Genomic DNA, 16,717 nt, shown 5'->3' with positions numbered 1-16,717 from the left:
GGCTATTAGTTTATTGATTTATATAAATTGATATATTGTTTTGCAGAAGCATCCCAGGAATGGTCAATCTTCATAATTTTTGTTCTTATAGCTTTGAAATCGTTTTGGTTTTCATAAAGTTGTGCCCCTCGGCCAATGGCATTGGTTATTTCATCTATAGTTACATTGTTGTGGCAAATCCCAAATCCGTTTGGGTTAGAAATATCTATAACCGTGTCCTTTAAGCCGCCAATACTGCGTACAATAGGGATGGTGCCATAGCGAAGTGAGTACATTTGGTTTAATCCGCAAGGTTCTACCCGAGAAGGCATTAACAGAAAATCGGCCCCAGCATAGATAATATGGGACAATTTTTCGTCATAACCAATGTAAGCGTTATAACGGCCTTGAAACGTTTCTTTTAAGGCTTCTAATTGGGTTTCGGTATCTTTATTTCCAGAACCCAACAACAAAATGGAAATATTGGGGTTTTGTAAAGCTATTTTAAAGGTTTCAGGAAACAAATCAGAACCTTTTTCGCCAACTAAGCGACCAATAAAAGAGAATAATGGCTTACTACTATCTAAATTGAAGGTATCACACAGGTATTTTTTATTAGCTTTTTTTCCGGAAACTATGGTTTTATCAGAATAATTTTTTACAATATAATCGTCGGTTTCGGGATTCCAAACCCTAGTATCTATGCCATTTAAAATACCAACACACTTAGCGCTTTCATCTGCTAGTAAACTCTCTAAACCATTGGCGTGGGTTTTTAATTCTTCCATATAACTTGGCGATACCGTGGTGACTCGCCATGCACATTTAATAGCTGCTGCTAATGGGTTTATTTGACCGCCCCAATCTAACAGACCTACATTATTAAAATTAAAAGACGGTATTAAATTTACGTTATCGTGTGAAAACCAACCTTGGTATTGGGCGTTGTGTATTGTTAGTATATTTGGAATTTTTCTAAAGGCTTCATATTTATGGCATTCCTGAAGCATAAATGGTGTTAACCCTGTGTGATGATCATGACAGTGGATAATTTCGGGTAAAGTTTCCCATTTAAGCATCCAATCTAAAGCGGCAATCTGAAAGGCCATAAAACGTTTGGTGTCATCTAAAGAATACACATAATCCTTAAATACCAATTCTGGAACATCAACAAAAAATATATCAAAATCTAACCTGTTTTCTTTCAGCTTTAAAATTTTGAAGCTGTACTGCTCATCACCTAAATCTAATTTAGATTCAAAAATTGGAGTGAAGTCATTTTCTCTTGTAAAATTTACATCATAAAAAGGCATGATGACCTGTGATAATGTGTCGGCATTATTTTGGTATTTGGGCAAAGCACCAACAACATCAGCAAGTCCGCCAACTTTGGCAACAGGGTAGCATTCAGCACTTATGTGAATTATATTCATTTAATAAATGTATGTGTCTTTAAACATACAAAATTATTGTATACTTTTTTGGCTGGAACTATATTTTTGAGGAAAATAAACCTTTTTGTGCTATTGGTTAATAATATCCTTAAAAACAAGATTTTATTAATCAAACTCTTACAATAATCGTAATTGTACAATAGGCAAAATCGAAAACTTAATTTAAAGATTATCAATAAGATAATATGCCTAGCCGACTTGGTTAATCATTAAGTTTTAAAACAGCCATAAAGGCTTGCTGTGGGATTTCAACATTTCCAACTTGACGCATACGCTTTTTCCCTTTTTTCTGTTTTTCCAAAAGTTTACGCTTACGTGATATATCACCCCCATAACATTTTGCAGTAACGTCTTTGCGAAGTGCTTTAATGGTTTCCCTTGAAATGATTTTAGCGCCAATGGCCGCTTGAACTGGAATGTCGAATTGTTGACGCGGAATAAGCTCTTTTAGCTTCTCACACATTTTTTTTCCAATGTTTTGGGCGTTATCGGCATGTATTAAAGCCGAAAGTGCATCAACGGGCTGGGCGTTCAATAAAATATCGACACGCACCAATTTTGATGTACGCATTCCAATAGGGTGATAATCAAAAGAGGCATAGCCTTTTGAAACCGTTTTTAAGCGATCGTAAAAATCAAAAACAATTTCGGCCAAAGGCATATCGAAATTAAGCTCTACACGGTCTTGTGTTAAATAGGTTTGATTGGTTATCATGCCTCGCTTTTCAATACATAAGCTCATCACGTTGCCCACAAAATCGGCTTTAGTAATGATGGTCGCTTTTATATAAGGTTCTTCCACACGATCTAAAGTTGAAGGGTCTGGTAGATCAGAAGGGTTGTTAACAATTATAATGTCGTCTGGATATTTTTTGGTAAAGGCGTGGTAAGACACGTTGGGCACCGTAGTAATTACTGTCATGTCAAACTCACGTTCCAATCGCTCTTGAATAATTTCCATGTGGAGCATACCCAAGAATCCACAACGGAAACCGAAGCCTAAAGCAGCCGAACTTTCAGGCTGAAAAACCAAAGAGGCGTCGTTAAGTTGTAGTTTTTCCATTGAAGCACGAAGCTCTTCATAATCCTCGGTGTCTACAGGGTAAATACCTGCAAAGACCATGGGTTTTACATCTTCGAAGCCTGAAATGGCATTTTTTGTTGGGTTTTTGGCATCGGTAATCGTATCCCCTACTTTAACTTCTTTAGCCTCTTTTATGCCGGTTATTACATAGCCAACATCTCCTGCCTTAATTTCATTTTTAGGCAATTGTTTGAGTTTAAGAGTGCCTACTTCATCGGCATAATAATTTTTGCCTGTAGCGATAAATTTAATGTGTTGACCTTTTTTTATAGAGCCATTAATAACCCTAAAATAGGTCTCTACGCCACGAAAGGAATTGTAAACCGAATCGAAAATAAGGGCTTGTAAGGGCTCGTCTGGATTACCTTTAGGTGCAGGAATTCGCTCTATAACAGCTGCCAACACATTATCTACTCCAAACCCCGTTTTACCACTCGCGTGGATAACATCGTCTGGGTCGCAACCCAACAAATCCACAATATCATCGGTAACCTCTTCTGGGTTAGCACTAGGCAAATCCACTTTATTTAAAATAGGGATAATTTCCAAATCATTTTCTAAGGCTAAATACAAGTTGGAAATGGTTTGTGCTTGAATGCTTTGGGCGGCGTCGACAATAAGTAAAGCACCTTCACAAGCAGCAATGGAACGGGACACTTCGTAGCTAAAATCGACGTGGCCTGGGGTATCGATAAGATTCAATACATATTGCTCGCCTTTATACACATAATCCATTTGTATAGCGTGTGATTTTATAGTAATGCCACGTTCGCGCTCCAAGTCCATATTATCGAGTAACTGATCCTGTTTTTCCCTATCGGTTACTGAACCCGTAAAATCCAACAAGCGATCTGCAAGAGTGCTCTTCCCATGATCGATATGTGCTATTATGCAAAAGTTTCTAATGTGCTTCATGTGTGAATCTATGCCTAGATTGAATTTGCAAATATAGCTGATTTTTTGTTGTTGCAGTTCAGTTTTTAAGGTAATGGCAAGCCATTCAACAAAAAACTGTAATTTTGCACTCCAATTTAAATTAAGTGGTAAAAATAGACAACATAGAACTTCCCGATTTTCCATTGCTTTTAGCGCCTATGGAAGATGTTAGTGATCCGCCTTTTCGTGCGCTTTGTAAGGAGCAGGGCGCGGATGTGGTATATACCGAGTTTGTGTCCAGTGAAGGTTTAATACGTAATGCGGCCAAAAGCGTTATGAAGTTGGATATTTATGAAAAAGAGCGTCCAGTAGGGATCCAGATATTTGGGGCTAATTTGGATAGCATGTTGCAGACTATTGATATTGTTGAAAAATCTAACCCCGATATTATTGATATCAATTTCGGGTGTCCCGTAAAAAAAGTGGTAAGCAAGGGCGCAGGCGCAGGCATTTTAAAAGATGTTTGCTTAATGGAAAAATTAACTGCCGAAATGGTAAAGCGCACCAGCTTGCCCATTACCGTAAAAACTCGTTTGGGTTGGGATCATGATTCCATAAAAATTGTGGAGGTTGCAGAGCGACTTCAAGATGTGGGCTGCAAAGCTATTGCCATTCATGGACGTACAAGAGCCCAAATGTATAAGGGAAATGCCGATTGGAAACCTATTGCTGATGTAAAAAACAACCCACGTATGCATATCCCCGTATTTGGTAATGGCGACGTAGATACACCGGAAAAAGCAGCTGAAATGCGTGACAGCTATGGATTGGACGGTGCCATGATAGGCCGGGCGAGTATAGGTAACCCTTGGTTTTTTAAACAAGTTAAACATTATTTTAAAACAGGAGAACATTTACCACCTATTTCCTTGGCAGAGCGTGTAGAAGCGGCACGCCGACATCTGCAAATGGCAATAAACTGGAAAGGAGAAATCTTAGGGGTTTTTGAAACCCGTAGGCATTACACTAATTATTTTAAGGGCATTCCACATTTCAAGGAATACCGAACCAAAATGGTGACCAGTGATGATTCAAAAGATGTATTTGCTGTTTTTGACGAGGTTCTGGAAAAATTTAGTGATTACCAATTTACTGACTAACCTAATCTTGAGGGTTGGGGTGAAAATCCGACTAGCATGCGATGTTTTGAGAACCTCAGACACCGAAGGCGGTGTTAAAAAATCAATAATCCTGTACCAAATTTTTCGTAATCCTTGCCGATGCTATTTTTGAAGCTATTACACCTAAAACCGAAATAGTAAAAAACACGATAAAAACGTTAATGATTTTTATTTTTACTGGATAAGGCAACGAAGCTGTTATAAAAAATTTCAACCCCATAGGACCGTATAATTGATTTAATGTAAGTAACAAACCAACAGCAATTCCAATTACCCCGCCTATAATACTCATTAAGCTGCCTTGAAGGAAAAAAATGTTACGAATATCTTTTAAGGTAGCACCAAGGTTAAATAGGGTGTTTAGGGTTTTCTTTTTGTCTAAAATCATCATAATTATCGATCCAATAACATTAAAAAGAGCTATAATCAACACCAATGTAAAAATGAGATAGACCGCTAGATTTTCAGTGTTCAGCATTTTATATAAAGCATCATTTAATTGTGCCCTATTTTTAAGCACGACCTTATCACCTAACACAGCTTGAATTTGCTCTCTTACCCAAGCTTCATCAGTATCTTCCTTAAGCTTAAATTCTATAGCTGAAATTTGATTGTGCTTGTAGTTCAATAAATGCTGTGCTAAACTTAAGGAGGCAAATACATAAGTGTCGTTTAGGCTTTCATTGATAGAAAACACTCCAACATTAACAGCGCTAACGGTATTGAACGCTTTTTCAACTGAGTTGATTTGCCCTTTACCAGGTTTGGGCACATAGATGTTAATATCCTTATTGTAATCCAATACGCCAAAAGACAGGCTATTGGAAATACCAGAACCAACAACAATTTGATTGGTTTTTTCCTGCAACCAATTACCCTGTTCCAATATTGAATCGATTTCATTGACTCGCTTAAAATTATCATCTATTCCTTTTATAGAAGCGCTTGGGTAGGATTTGTCGTTTGACTGAATAAAAATACGTTCCTCCACAATTTTTGAAAAAATCACAATGTCTTCAATTTTAGATAGTTTCACAGCTTCTTCATCATTTAAAATAAATGATTTTCCATTGGCAGCTACGGCTTTTAAATCAGGATCGATGATAGTTGAAAATTGAAGTGTAAAATCCTTTAACCCTGCAAACCCTGACAGCACAATAAACAGGGATGCAGCACCTAAAACAACACCAATTAATGCGATATAAGATATAATGTTAATGGCGTTGTTAGTACTTTTAGAACGCAAGTAACGCTTTGCTATGTATAGGGAAACATTCAACTAAGATTTTTTTCTTTTGCCGAGCAAATCAGGATTGTTAATGGGATTCTCCTTTCCTTTTAGGGATTGCTCTATTTTGTCTATATATTCTAAAGAGTCATCTATAAAGAACTCAAGCTGGGGCATGCGTCTTAATTGGTGTTTAGTGCGTTGTGCCAACTCGTGCTTTATTAAAGAAGCGTTAGCGGTGATGCCTTTTAAAATTTCGACTCCTTTGTGGTTGGGAAACACACTTACGTATACCTTAGCAATCGATAAGTCTACAATAACCTTGACTTTTGATACCGAAATTAAAACACCTCTCATACCGCCTTGCGTGGCAGCATATTGAAGTACTTCTGCCAAATCGCGTTGTAATACAGATGCTATTTTTTTTTGTCTTTGACTTTCTTCCATATTGCAAAAGTAATTGATATTTAAAGATTATTTACCTTTGGTATTCAAAATTTACATTATTAAAACCTTGGAACTAAATGAACAAAATTGAACATATAGGCATTGCTGTTAAGAGTTTGGAAACTTCCAACAAAGTTTTTTCAAAGTTATTTGGTAAACCGCATTATAAGACTGAAATGGTGGAAAGCGAGGGAGTTAATACCTCGTTTTTTCAAATAGGATCTAATAAGATTGAACTGTTGGAAGCAACCAATAAGGACAGTCCTATTGCTAAGTTTATTGCTAAAAAAGGGGAGGGCATCCATCATATTGCGTTTGATGTTGACAATATTGCAATTGAAATAGAACGATTAAGAAAAGAAGATTTTATCGTATTGAATGAAGCGCCCAAGATAGGTGCAGATAATAAATTAGTTGTTTTTTTACACCCTAAGACTACTAATGGCGTTTTAATAGAGCTATGCCAAGAGATAAAGGAATAAAATTTCTTGTAGAGTTATAAAATATGTAGTAATATTGCAGACTCTTTCAAAAGAGCGATATTAGTGTGATGCTAATAGGTCCTATAACTCAGTTGGTTAGAGTATCTGACTCATAATCAGAAAGTCCCTGGTTCGAGCCCAGGTGGGACCACTTTTTAAGCCTGTAAAGCCTTGTAAATGTTGAATTTATGAGGCTTTTTTAGTTCTAGGGGACGAATCAGGGGACAGTATTTATATCTAATTTAGTAGTTGATATTTTATTCTGTAAGTTCAATTTTTTCTTTCAATTCATTTATTGAGTATGGCGTTTTTCGTTTATGAATCATTGCATGACAATTTGGACACACAGGTCGTAAGTCTTTAATTGGATTGACTTCACACTTTTTCCCTATTTCGGCAATTTGTTTTAAATGATGTACGTGTATAAACCCTTTTCCTAATTCTCCATATCTTTCTTCAAAGTTAAATTTACAAACTGAGCATGATAAGCCATAATATTCTATACAAGTTTTTCTTGCAAACGGATTCCGTTCATATTTAGTAACTAACACTTGATTTGGAGTTCCCTCAGTATATACTTTTTGTTTTTGTTCTTCAGTCTCTTTAAATGGGTTATGCCTAATTTTTTGCGTATTTAAGAATTCAAACCAAACTGCTTCTAGTTCTTCAGAAACAACCTTGTTAACTTCAATTCCTGAGGATTGAGGAGTCCAATTGACTTTTTGTAAGTTTCCATTTTTTAATTTTTCAAAATTTAGAAGTGGCTCTTTTTCAGAGTTTAGAAGTACTTCAAAGTCAATCATTACTCTGTTAACTAACCTATCTGAGCCATCCCAATGAGGGGATAGAAAAACAGGGGAAACAACAAATCCTGACCCCATTATTCCTTTAGGCTCTTTTCCCAACCTTATAAGAAAAGCTCTGTCACCGGGCTGAATTTTTTTGTGACTAATAACGCTCCATTTTTCTGATGCTCGACCTGTTTGTTCAATTTGTTGAATACTCTGTTCGAGAGTTGACCAATTCCATTTTTTTGGATTCCAAGCGAATAGGAATGTTCTCATTTTGCTATTTTAATTTAGGAGGGTTTATTATAGCTTCTTTTATCACATTGGCAACAGATTTTTCTGTTATATTATTTCTTTTACAATAGTCACTTTGAAGCCAAGTTTCCAAATTTTTCGCTCCCTTACTTGCATTACAGGACATACAACAAACAGCAATATTATCTATTCCATTAATCCTGATATCATTCACAATATGCTCCCAAGACGGTTTGTTCTTACGTGATATAGGATTGTCTAAAAACTCTTGACCACAATAAACACATTCGATATCTCTATTTTTTACGAATTCTTCTACTTGTTTTGGTATTCCCCAACGGTTTGGCATTTAATTAGTTTTACTCACTTTCGAAAAAGTCATTGTCAAGTTCTTTAACTTCATAGGTGTTTTTTACTTGAACACCAATGTTGTATTCATGCATCAGATCAACCAGTTTTACCCCATCGATTAGAATTATTGTATGGTGAGCGTCGTTAGCTTTTTTTATTGCCCCTAAATCAAATGACGAAGTAGTAACGAAGACTCCTTTTTGCGTGTCGCCACTCATTGCACCAATAAAGTTTCTAATGTCTTTTTCCCGAACCTTATTTTCACCATATCTTTTGGCTTGAATATAAATTTTATTAAGACCTAGTTTATCTTCATTAATTATCCCATCAATTCCACCATCACCTGTTTTTGATGTTTCGATAAAGTCACCGTATCCCATTCTTTTAAGTAAAATCAGAATTACTCTTTCAAAATAGAAAGGGTCAATTGATTTTAGTTTTTCTAGTAATTCTTCTTTTACTTGAGAATCAATTAATTTGAAACCCTCTTCAATAAGATCTTGAGGAGATGAGTTTGATATCTCATATACATCTTGCCCTTTTTTGGAGTTCTCTTCGCTATAAAAATTTAAGAAATTATCTGAACTTTCTACTTGTTTTAAAGTAAGTTTTGAATCAATGCTGTTTTTACCTTTTTCGGTTATTTTTACAATGCCTCTTTTCGGAAATTCTATAAACCCACCTTTTTTTAAGTATGATTTACCCCAAGCTATTCTATTAATGATTAATCTATCACCGCTTTTTGTTTTTTGATTTAATTGCTCTTTGGTTAATTCAGAATAAAATTGATCTATGACTAATTGATACATTTCTCTAGCCTGTAAAGTTTCGCCATTTTTCAAAACCTTAAGTATTGGAATAAAAGTTTCATGAAATTTTGGTATCTCCATTTGAGTTTCTATGATTTGGAAATTGAATTTTGACACATAAAGGTAACTCTTACAAAGTGATTCTCATAGTAAACAAGTTATTTTTTAAGAGTATTTTTATTCTTGTCATCAAGCCTTTTATACATAGGTAATGTATTCCTGTTTAAATCAATCATTTTAACGTTAATTACGGGGCTTTCTCTGTCCGTGTTGGTCAACTCTTTTTTAACAGCACCTAACCTCTTAAATTGGTCTGTAAACTCCGTTGTAGTATAAAAATCGGTGTAAAGTTCTGAAACATGTTTTGAACAGTTCCATACTTGGCACTTAAACTTCGCATCATTCTTGGTGACATATTTTGTAACATAAGAAGCAATAGACCTAATATTGTTTGAGTTTAATTGTTTAACATCAAAAGCAGAGGAGGGCTTAAAGTCTTTTTTTCTTGGAGTAATGCCATTCTTTATTTGAAGATTAATCCAATAATTCCACCATTTTTCGATTTTCCAATATTTATTAGTTATCACGTGAAAATGTACATTTCCCTTAAATGCATCATTTTTAGTCTGTCTTTCCGCTACCCAGATATATTGAAAATCCTTACTTCTTTTTTTAACATTGTCTATAAACTTCCTTAGTAAATTAATGGCTTGTTCATCGGTTACTGTGTTTAAAAACGTTAGGGTTAAAAAGCTTAATTTTTTATGACACCTAGCAAAACAGGTTAATTTTTTACGAATTTTTTGTTTCGAACGCCTGGACAAGGAGCGCTCCTTTTTCTCCTTGCCCTTATTCTCTTTTTTTTTTGCTTTTGTATTCTTTTTAGGTTCTTGCTTTTTACGTTGTAATGCTGAACCTGTAAACTCATGTTTTGGTGCTTTACCGTATCTGCTAGTTGTAAAAGCAACACTTGTTCCGTATGTATTCTTAACTATCATAATCTGAATCGTTGTACATTAATAAATACCATTAAAAGGTTATTTACTAAAGGTTGTTACTAAAGGTTGATTGATTGAGTAAGTATTTTTAAAGGTTAAAAAAAAGAAAGGCTCCCTACTCTAGGAAAGCAGGGACGAAATCGCCTTTCTTAATTTGTTTCATAAAGGTTCCTTCTCTACGGTTGTATACATTCATATACTGCCAACTAGGATGCTTTTTAGATAGGAACATTGAAAAGCCGTTTAGCTTATGCACATAAGACCATTTTTTAGGCTTTTTTTCATTTTCTAGGAAAACAATAACGGAGTAATCATTTTTCTTTTTTAACATGATTTACCTCCTCTCTTTACTGAAGTTTTAACCTCTTTTAATGCATCGTTTATATCCTCTAATTTGTAAAGGACGCGACCTCCTATTCTAAACGCTCGGATAATACCTTGTTTTGTCCATTCGTTTAGTGTAGGTAGTGAGACACAAAGCAAATCTGCCGTTGCCTCTCTTGAATACATATTTACAGAGATGTCTTTATTAATGTTATCTAGAACACCATTAAAGATATTTTCATTTAGAACATTTTTTATCGCCTGTTCTAAGTCAGCGATGTTGAAATTGTTAATTTGAATGTTTTTCATAAATGCATTTGTTTTGTGTTTTAACTGGTGCAAATATGAAATGAGGGCTACCGTATGGTAGTTGCTGTGGTAGCCACAACCTTTATTTTATTTTTCTAAATCTAATTTTATTTTATTCGATATTTCTATAACTCCTGTATTTTCAAATAATTGAGAAACTTTCTCTAAATTTTGTTTTGTCCTCACATCATTTTTACCTGCTGAGACATAAGAGAGATATTTTCTTGTGTTTTCTTCTCCAACACCTAAAATTTGAGATAATATTTTAGCCGTTTTTACATTATCGTATCTGTTTAAATCAACTCCATAATAATGCAAGGCAAGTATTTTTTGTTTGTGAGTTAATTGAGGTGTTTTAGCTTTTGGTTTTTTACTTAATTCTTCTTTTAACTCAATTAGCCATAGATAATATTTTCCGAAATGATAAGCTTGATTGTAACACTCCGTTTCTTGATTAATTATTCCTTTAAGTGTATAATCATTAAATGAATCAGAAAATCCTTTTCTTGCCAATGGAGAGATGCTTAATTTAAAAACAGAAAAAGCATTAGAAGTGTTTATAAGGCTCTTGTTCTTAAAAAAATTACCATGAATATTTTTTGTCTGTTCATGTCTTATGTAGTTCTCAACTTCTTTAATTTCATTTTCGATAAAGTTCTTTTTGTGGGTTTGAGGTATTTGATTTAGTTCAGTTTCAAATTCAGTTTTGAACTCTTCAAAAGATTTTATGTTCATTAGTTAAAAAATGGGTGCGTTAATAATTTATCTGCATTTTCCTTTTGAGAAACGCGAATATACTGTAAAAATGAACGCTCTGTTTGATGTCCTGTTATTTTCATTATTGAAATAGTTGGGACTTCTGCTAAATATAGATTTGTGGCAAAGCTTCGTCTAGCGGTATGGGTAGAAACTAATTTGTGTTTTGGAATTGGCTTTTTTACTACTTTACCGCCTTTTGTAATTGTAGTTTCAATTTTTTCTTTAATCCCTGCCAAGCTTATAACTTCCTTTAGATAATCATTCATGGTTTGATTAGTGTAGGCTTTAGGCAGTTTGTTTTTATATTTTTTAAGAATAGTCCTTACCGTTTTATGTAGTGGAATAGATACCCTTTGACCTGTTTTTTTAGTTCTTATTTCAATAACAGTATTGCTGGAGACTATATTCTCGGGGTTTATTTGGGTGAAGTCTGAAAATCTTAAACCAGTATAACAGCCTACTAAAAATAAATCTCTAACTTTTTCTAATCTCGGACTAGCTTTCAAATCTAGTTTTTCAATCTTTTTTAATTCGTCAACAGTTAAATAAACGCTATCTGATTCTTCCCTAATTGTTTTGAAACGCTTATTTCTAAATTCTAGGTTTGTGTTATGTCCTCTTTCAGTAGCTTCATTCATAAAAGACTTGATAGTTTTTATGTGTTTACCTACTGTATTATTCGATAGATTATGCTTTTTTAGAAAACCTAAATAATGATTATAGAACTCTAAAGTAATAGATTCAAAGTCTATAGGTTTATATTTTTTAGCATACTCTTTTAAGTATGTAAATGTGGTATTGTAAACCTTAATAGTTCCATTGGATTTATTGAGTTTGCTTTCTTCGATGTAATCTTCAATGAATTTAAAAAGAGATAATTTTTTAGGCTTTACGATATTATCCGATAATTCAATTTCTAAAGCTTCTTTTAGGTTTGTGTTATTTGGTTGAATGCCATCATTGAGTAATTTTCTAAAAGCGTTATTTATGCCATTTTGAATTTTATCTAATCTAGCATTAAATTCGGGATGTTCAGTAAATTGTTTTGTAGCCTTTACTCTTTGCGAGGTAGAATTCCAGAATTTTGGATTTATTTTTTCGCCAGTTGAATACTTGAATCTTTGATATTGATATCTAAAAATTAAGTAGATTAGCGTATCCGTTTTGGAAGTAGGTTCTTTGAGTATAAATTTTGCTTTTCCCATGTTTCAAATGTAAGATAAATTATATTTATAGGGGACGAATCAGGGGACGAATTTTTTTAATTTCGTTTAATTTCACCTGTTTTCTCTTAACTGTAAAATGTCCTGTTTATGGGCTTTAACAAGCTAAAATACAATAAAATAGAGTAAAATAAAGTAAAAATTCAAGTGGTTCAGGTGGGACCACCTAAAAGCCTAAATTACATTTGTAGTTTGGGCTTTTTTTATGTCTTATTCCTTAGTATAACTGCATTGTATGCATTGGTTGCATTTTGCTTCTAAAAATCAAGTTGCCAAGTTTTTTAAAAAAAAAGGAGCGATAGTAGTCTACTATTTAAGTTAAAAGATTCCAGGTTATTCATTCATCATTTAAAATAAATTTTTAATGGCTTATTAAATCAATATTCTCATTGTTTTAGCTATGTGGATTTTGATAAGGCTTTATTTCACCATCATTTAAATTGTTCTAATAAAAAAGCTTTTTACTTTACATAGGAGCTAGAATTGTTTAATATAGTATTGATATGCTAAAAGCAAAACTTTTGTAAAGCTCTGGAAACATGACTTTTATCATATTTTTTTTCTGGTATTAGGTTAAATTCGGCAACATTGAAATTTATAGGGTTCTATTAATTATTGTTACCTATAGAAATACTAATCAACTAATATTTATACAGATGAAAACTTTTATTTTTAAATTAAAACCTAGAAAAATTGCTGCTTTCTTTGGTTTTTTTATTTTATTAACCAGCTGTAAAGATGATAAAACAGTTGTCAACCTTGTTCAGGACTCTAATAGTACAGAATCGGATAATTTAACCGAGGTTATATGGCATATTAAAGCTATTCATCCAGACGGCAAGCTTTTAGATGTTAAGGCAATTGGAGAGGATGGTACTATATATGATGTTAAAGCAATTCAGGATGAGAATCAACGAAGTATTTTAGATATTAAGGCCTTTGTAAATGGTAAAAGATTACCTGTTAAGATGCTGGTTAGTGAAAACATGTATATGCCCGTTAAAGCTATAGATACCGATGGGACTATTATAAAAATTAAGTCTTTAACAGCAGAGGGAGAGATGTTAGATGTTAAGGGCGTAAGTCAATCTGGAAATATTATCAATATTAAAGCGATTAATAAAGAAGGTAAATTTTATGGTGTTAAAGCTATTTCTCCAAATGGTTGGGTAAATGATGTCAAAGGAGTTAAAATGGAAAAAGAAACTGTTGAGGGAGTAGTAAACGGTGTTGATATTTATGCACATATAAAAGCACTTACACAAAGTTATTACTAGACAAAGAAAATTCTACAGAAATTATAAGTGTGATAACCTTGGGCGCTTTATCATGAATGACACAAAAGTTGTGATAAAACAGTTGGAAGCACTTTTAAAGAATGTAAAGCCTTGCAAAAATGCAAGGCTTATTTTTTACATTGAGCAATCAAAATTTATATCAGTTTCAAGCCGTTATAAAGATCATCAACTAAATCTTCAGTGTTTTCAAGGCCTATAGATATACGTATATCTCCTAAGCTAATACCCATACCTTCAAACTGCTCTTTGCTAAGTTCTTTAAGATAGCTTATGGCAGGAGCGTATATTAAACTTTCATGACCTCCCCAGCTCACGCCAATTTGAAATAAGTTTAAGTTGTTAAAAAATGTTTTAATCTTATTTAAATCAAATGTTTTTAATTGAAAGCTCATTAGTCCTCCATAGCCGGTCATCTGTTTTTTGCCTAATTCGTATTGTGGGAAGCTTTTTAATCCAGGATAATTTATTTTTTCAATTTTAGGGTGACTTTCTAAAAACTGAGCCACGGCTAAAGCACTTTTTTGGTGCTGATCCATTCTTATTTTTAAGGTGCGTAAACTTCTTAAAAGTAGCCAAGCTTCAAAAGGAGCAATTTTTGCTCCCAACAATTCAAATTCCTTTGTAAATAGGTTGTCGATATCTCTTTTAGATCCTATTACAATTCCAGCTACCACATCACTATGACCGCCAATGTATTTGGTACAAGAGTGTATTTCCAAGTCAACGCCAAGACTCAAGGGCTTCTGAAAAATTGGTGAGCTCCAAGTATTATCAATAACGGTTTTAATACCTTTAGGTTTTGCCAGTTTAACTACAGCTTCAATATCCTGTAAACTTAAAATAACAGAGGAGGGACTTTCCAAATAAATTAATGAGGTGTTGGGCTGAATAGCATCTTCAAATTCCTTGATATCTATTCCCGAAATATAGGTAACGTCAACATTAAATTTTGGTTTGAAATAGTTTTGTAATAAATTGTTTGCAGGGCCATAAATATTTTTCACGGTAATAATATGACTTCCTGATGTAATGCATGATAGTATCGATGCACTTATAGCAGCCATGCCCGATCCAAATAGTTTTGCGCTTTCTCCACCAGATATTTTGGCCAGCTTTTCTTCTACAATTCTTACCGAAGGGTTGTTGCCTCTTGTGTAAATGTAGTTATTAATTCTATCATCAAAAGTTTGTTCTGCATCGTCCCAGTCTTTCATGGTAAACAATGAGTTTTGGTATATAGGAGGTACTACAGCCCCTTTGCTATGCGCTTTTTTTCCATCGTGGGACAATATGGTTTCTATGTTTTCTTTTTTCATTGTAGAAAATAGATTTATGTTTTATTGGTTTTATAAAAGCACCCTATACCAGCAATGGCTAGAATAGGTGCTATAAAAATATTTATTATGGATAATAGTTGCCAATGCCAATAATCGGCATAACTCACTCCTAAGGTGCCCACAACAAATAAAGTTGAAGCAGTCCAAGGAATTAAAGTTTCTATCATAGTCCCGTAATCTTCAATTGATCTAGATAGCACTTTTCTTGAGATGTTTAATTTGTCGTAAGCCGATTTAAAAGCATCTCCAATTATAAAACTGGTAGCGTTTTGGTTAGAGGTAAAGGCATTAGTGAAAGCTGTTGCTATTAAGGAGGACACAATTAACATCCATTTTTTCTTTATGCCTTTAAAAACTATATTTACAAGAGTAGGCATGGCTTTAATCATATCTAGAATACCTATAAAAATAAATACCATGATTGTAAAAAAGATAGCCTCGTTAAGCGCATAAAGCCCTCCTCTATTGAACAAAACATATATATTTTTTGGTACAGTAGTTGTCCATTCGGCCATATTTACATGGTAGCCCTTTAAAAGTGTTTGTATTAAGTCTTCAATAGAATAATTTTGAAATAATAAGGATAATAGACAGGCTGAAAAGGCAGACAATAACATAACTGGAACAGTAGGTTTCCTAATAATGGATCCACATAGAACAATTATTGGGGGAATAATCAATAAGATGTTAAAGTTAAATAGGCTTTCTATGGAAGCCAATGTTTCTTCATAGCTAGCGACACTGTTTACTTCGTTCAAAGGAGGGTAAGCAAAAGATAAACAAAAAAAGATGATGGCGGCAAGAATAGCAGAAGGTATTGTAGTGTACATCATGGACTGAATATGATCGTACAGGTTAACCCCTGTTGCTGCTGATGCCAAATTAGTAGTGTCGGATAATGGAGACATTTTGTCTCCAAAAAAAGCGCCACCGATAATAGCACCCGCCGTAATGCCTAAATCTACTCCAGTTATTGAAGCAATGCCAATTATTACGACTCCAATAGTTGCCACAGAACCCCATGATGTACCTGATAGTAGTGAAAAAATTATTGGAACAAAAAAAGCAATTACATACATGTATTCTGGGTTAATAATCTTTATGCCGTAATATACTAACATTGGAATTGTACCCGATATAACCCATGAACCTATAAGGATGCCAATCGAAAAAAAGATGAGTATAATTGGGAACCCTTTTGCAATCTTCTTTACAATGGCTTTTTGAATGTCAGTCCACTTATACCCTAAAATCATGAATTCTGCAGCAGAAAAAGTAGCGGCAAGCAAAAATATAATCTCTAAAGGGACTGGTTTTAAACCATAAAAATAAGGACCAACTACTAACCCTATAGTTATGATAGTCAATAAAAATAAAAGTGGTAAAAGTAATTGATAGGTTTTAGGTTTAGTTTTTATCAATTGATAAAATTTGTTGATTAATTTTTAAAAGTAGTTAATTTTCTATTCAAAATAGGAACCTCAACTGAAGAATCATGAGACACTTTTTGGATTTGATTTTTATAATTGAGAGCT

17 protein-coding genes and 1 tRNA gene are annotated in these 16,717 nt (G+C 33.8%); 4 read left to right on the top strand and 14 right to left on the bottom strand.

Going from position 1 to position 16,717, the window contains the following annotated elements; genetic code table 11:
* Nucleotides 1–5: 5 nt before the first annotated feature.
* Together K7G79_RS05590 and lepA are read right to left on the bottom strand one after the other, a co-directional pair.
* Nucleotides 6–1,412: a glycogen synthase gene (locus tag K7G79_RS05590; RefSeq protein ID WP_223549981.1), complete on the bottom strand. Its 1,407-nt coding sequence runs from the start codon at nt 1,410–1,412 to the stop codon at nt 6–8.
* Between the two features lie 223 nt (nt 1,413–1,635).
* Nucleotides 1,636–3,432: a translation elongation factor 4 gene (gene lepA / locus K7G79_RS05585; RefSeq protein WP_223549980.1), complete on the bottom strand. Its 1,797-nt coding sequence runs from the start codon at nt 3,430–3,432 to the stop codon at nt 1,636–1,638.
* 125 nt (nt 3,433–3,557) lie between these two features.
* Between lepA and dusB the strand changes: the two genes are divergently transcribed.
* On the top strand, nt 3,558–4,553 hold the full coding sequence (dusB, locus tag K7G79_RS05580) for a tRNA dihydrouridine synthase DusB (protein WP_223549978.1): 996 nt from the start codon (nt 3,558–3,560) through the stop codon (nt 4,551–4,553).
* An 82-nt stretch (nt 4,554–4,635) separates the two neighbouring features.
* On the opposite strand, the gene K7G79_RS05575 is transcribed toward dusB, so the two are convergent.
* Entirely contained in the window at nt 4,636–5,853 is a 1,218-nt protein-coding gene (locus tag K7G79_RS05575; RefSeq protein ID WP_223549977.1) for an ABC transporter permease, read from the bottom strand.
* A complete protein-coding gene (gene rbfA / locus K7G79_RS05570) occupies nt 5,854–6,249 on the bottom strand; it encodes a 30S ribosome-binding factor RbfA (protein WP_223549975.1) in 396 nt (131 codons plus the stop codon).
* 77 nt (nt 6,250–6,326) lie between these two features.
* Between rbfA and mce the strand changes: the two genes are divergently transcribed.
* Both mce and K7G79_RS05560 read left to right on the top strand, forming a co-directional pair.
* A complete protein-coding gene (mce, locus tag K7G79_RS05565) occupies nt 6,327–6,731 on the top strand; it encodes a methylmalonyl-CoA epimerase (RefSeq protein ID WP_223549974.1) in 405 nt (134 codons plus the stop codon).
* A gap of 77 nt (nt 6,732–6,808) precedes the next feature.
* Nucleotides 6,809–6,882, top strand: a tRNA-Ile gene (locus K7G79_RS05560).
* 106 nt (nt 6,883–6,988) lie between these two features.
* On the opposite strand, the gene K7G79_RS05555 is transcribed toward K7G79_RS05560, so the two are convergent.
* From K7G79_RS05555 to K7G79_RS05520, 8 genes are all read right to left on the bottom strand, one after another.
* The gene (locus tag K7G79_RS05555) at nt 6,989–7,795 is read right to left on the bottom strand and encodes an EVE domain-containing protein (protein ID WP_223549972.1); all 807 of its coding nucleotides are present in this window, start codon (nt 7,793–7,795) and stop codon (nt 6,989–6,991) included.
* Between the two features lie 4 nt (nt 7,796–7,799).
* Nucleotides 7,800–8,123, bottom strand: a complete 324-nt coding sequence (locus tag K7G79_RS05550; protein ID WP_223549970.1) for an HNH endonuclease — start codon at nt 8,121–8,123, stop codon at nt 7,800–7,802.
* Nucleotides 8,124–8,133: 10 nt separating this feature from the next.
* Nucleotides 8,134–9,015 carry a restriction endonuclease gene (locus K7G79_RS05545; protein ID WP_223549969.1) on the bottom strand — a complete coding sequence of 294 codons (882 nt, stop codon included), beginning with the start codon at nt 9,013–9,015 and terminating at the stop codon, nt 8,134–8,136.
* A 77-nt stretch (nt 9,016–9,092) separates the two neighbouring features.
* Nucleotides 9,093–9,932 carry a hypothetical protein gene (locus K7G79_RS05540; RefSeq protein WP_223549967.1) on the bottom strand — a complete coding sequence of 280 codons (840 nt, stop codon included), beginning with the start codon at nt 9,930–9,932 and terminating at the stop codon, nt 9,093–9,095.
* A gap of 115 nt (nt 9,933–10,047) precedes the next feature.
* Nucleotides 10,048–10,263: a hypothetical protein gene (locus K7G79_RS05535; RefSeq protein ID WP_223549965.1), complete on the bottom strand. Its 216-nt coding sequence runs from the start codon at nt 10,261–10,263 to the stop codon at nt 10,048–10,050.
* Nucleotides 10,257–10,565, bottom strand: a complete 309-nt coding sequence (locus K7G79_RS05530; protein WP_223549964.1) for a helix-turn-helix domain-containing protein — start codon at nt 10,563–10,565, stop codon at nt 10,257–10,259. The genes K7G79_RS05535 and K7G79_RS05530 overlap by 7 nt, the downstream gene beginning before the upstream one ends.
* 87 nt (nt 10,566–10,652) lie before the next feature.
* Nucleotides 10,653–11,300 (bottom strand): hypothetical protein, encoded by a 648-nt coding sequence (locus K7G79_RS05525; RefSeq protein ID WP_223549962.1) that lies wholly within the window; start codon nt 11,298–11,300, stop codon nt 10,653–10,655.
* A complete protein-coding gene (locus tag K7G79_RS05520) occupies nt 11,300–12,529 on the bottom strand; it encodes a site-specific integrase (RefSeq protein WP_223549960.1) in 1,230 nt (409 codons plus the stop codon). Before K7G79_RS05520 ends, K7G79_RS05525 begins: the two co-directional genes overlap by 1 nt.
* Before the next feature lie 674 nt (nt 12,530–13,203).
* Between K7G79_RS05520 and K7G79_RS05515 the strand changes: the two genes are divergently transcribed.
* The gene (locus K7G79_RS05515) at nt 13,204–13,824 is read left to right on the top strand and encodes a hypothetical protein (RefSeq protein WP_223549958.1); all 621 of its coding nucleotides are present in this window, start codon (nt 13,204–13,206) and stop codon (nt 13,822–13,824) included.
* A gap of 155 nt (nt 13,825–13,979) precedes the next feature.
* Here the strand turns inward: K7G79_RS05515 and K7G79_RS05510 are convergent, their stop codons facing one another.
* Nucleotides 13,980–15,161, bottom strand: coding sequence for a PLP-dependent aspartate aminotransferase family protein (locus K7G79_RS05510; RefSeq protein WP_223549957.1), 1,182 nt, complete (start codon nt 15,159–15,161; stop codon nt 13,980–13,982).
* Between the two features lie 14 nt (nt 15,162–15,175).
* A complete protein-coding gene (gene nhaC / locus K7G79_RS05505; RefSeq protein WP_223549955.1) occupies nt 15,176–16,603 on the bottom strand; it encodes a Na+/H+ antiporter NhaC in 1,428 nt (475 codons plus the stop codon).
* Nucleotides 16,604–16,717: the final 114 nt, after the last annotated feature.

The sequence above is a fragment of the Aestuariivivens sp. NBU2969 genome (assembly GCF_019931125.1).
GTDB lineage: Bacteria > Bacteroidota > Bacteroidia > Flavobacteriales > Flavobacteriaceae > Aestuariivivens > Aestuariivivens marinum.
The sequence above is the reverse complement of the archived record's forward strand: the minus strand, read 5'-3'. Positions and strand labels throughout refer to the sequence as shown.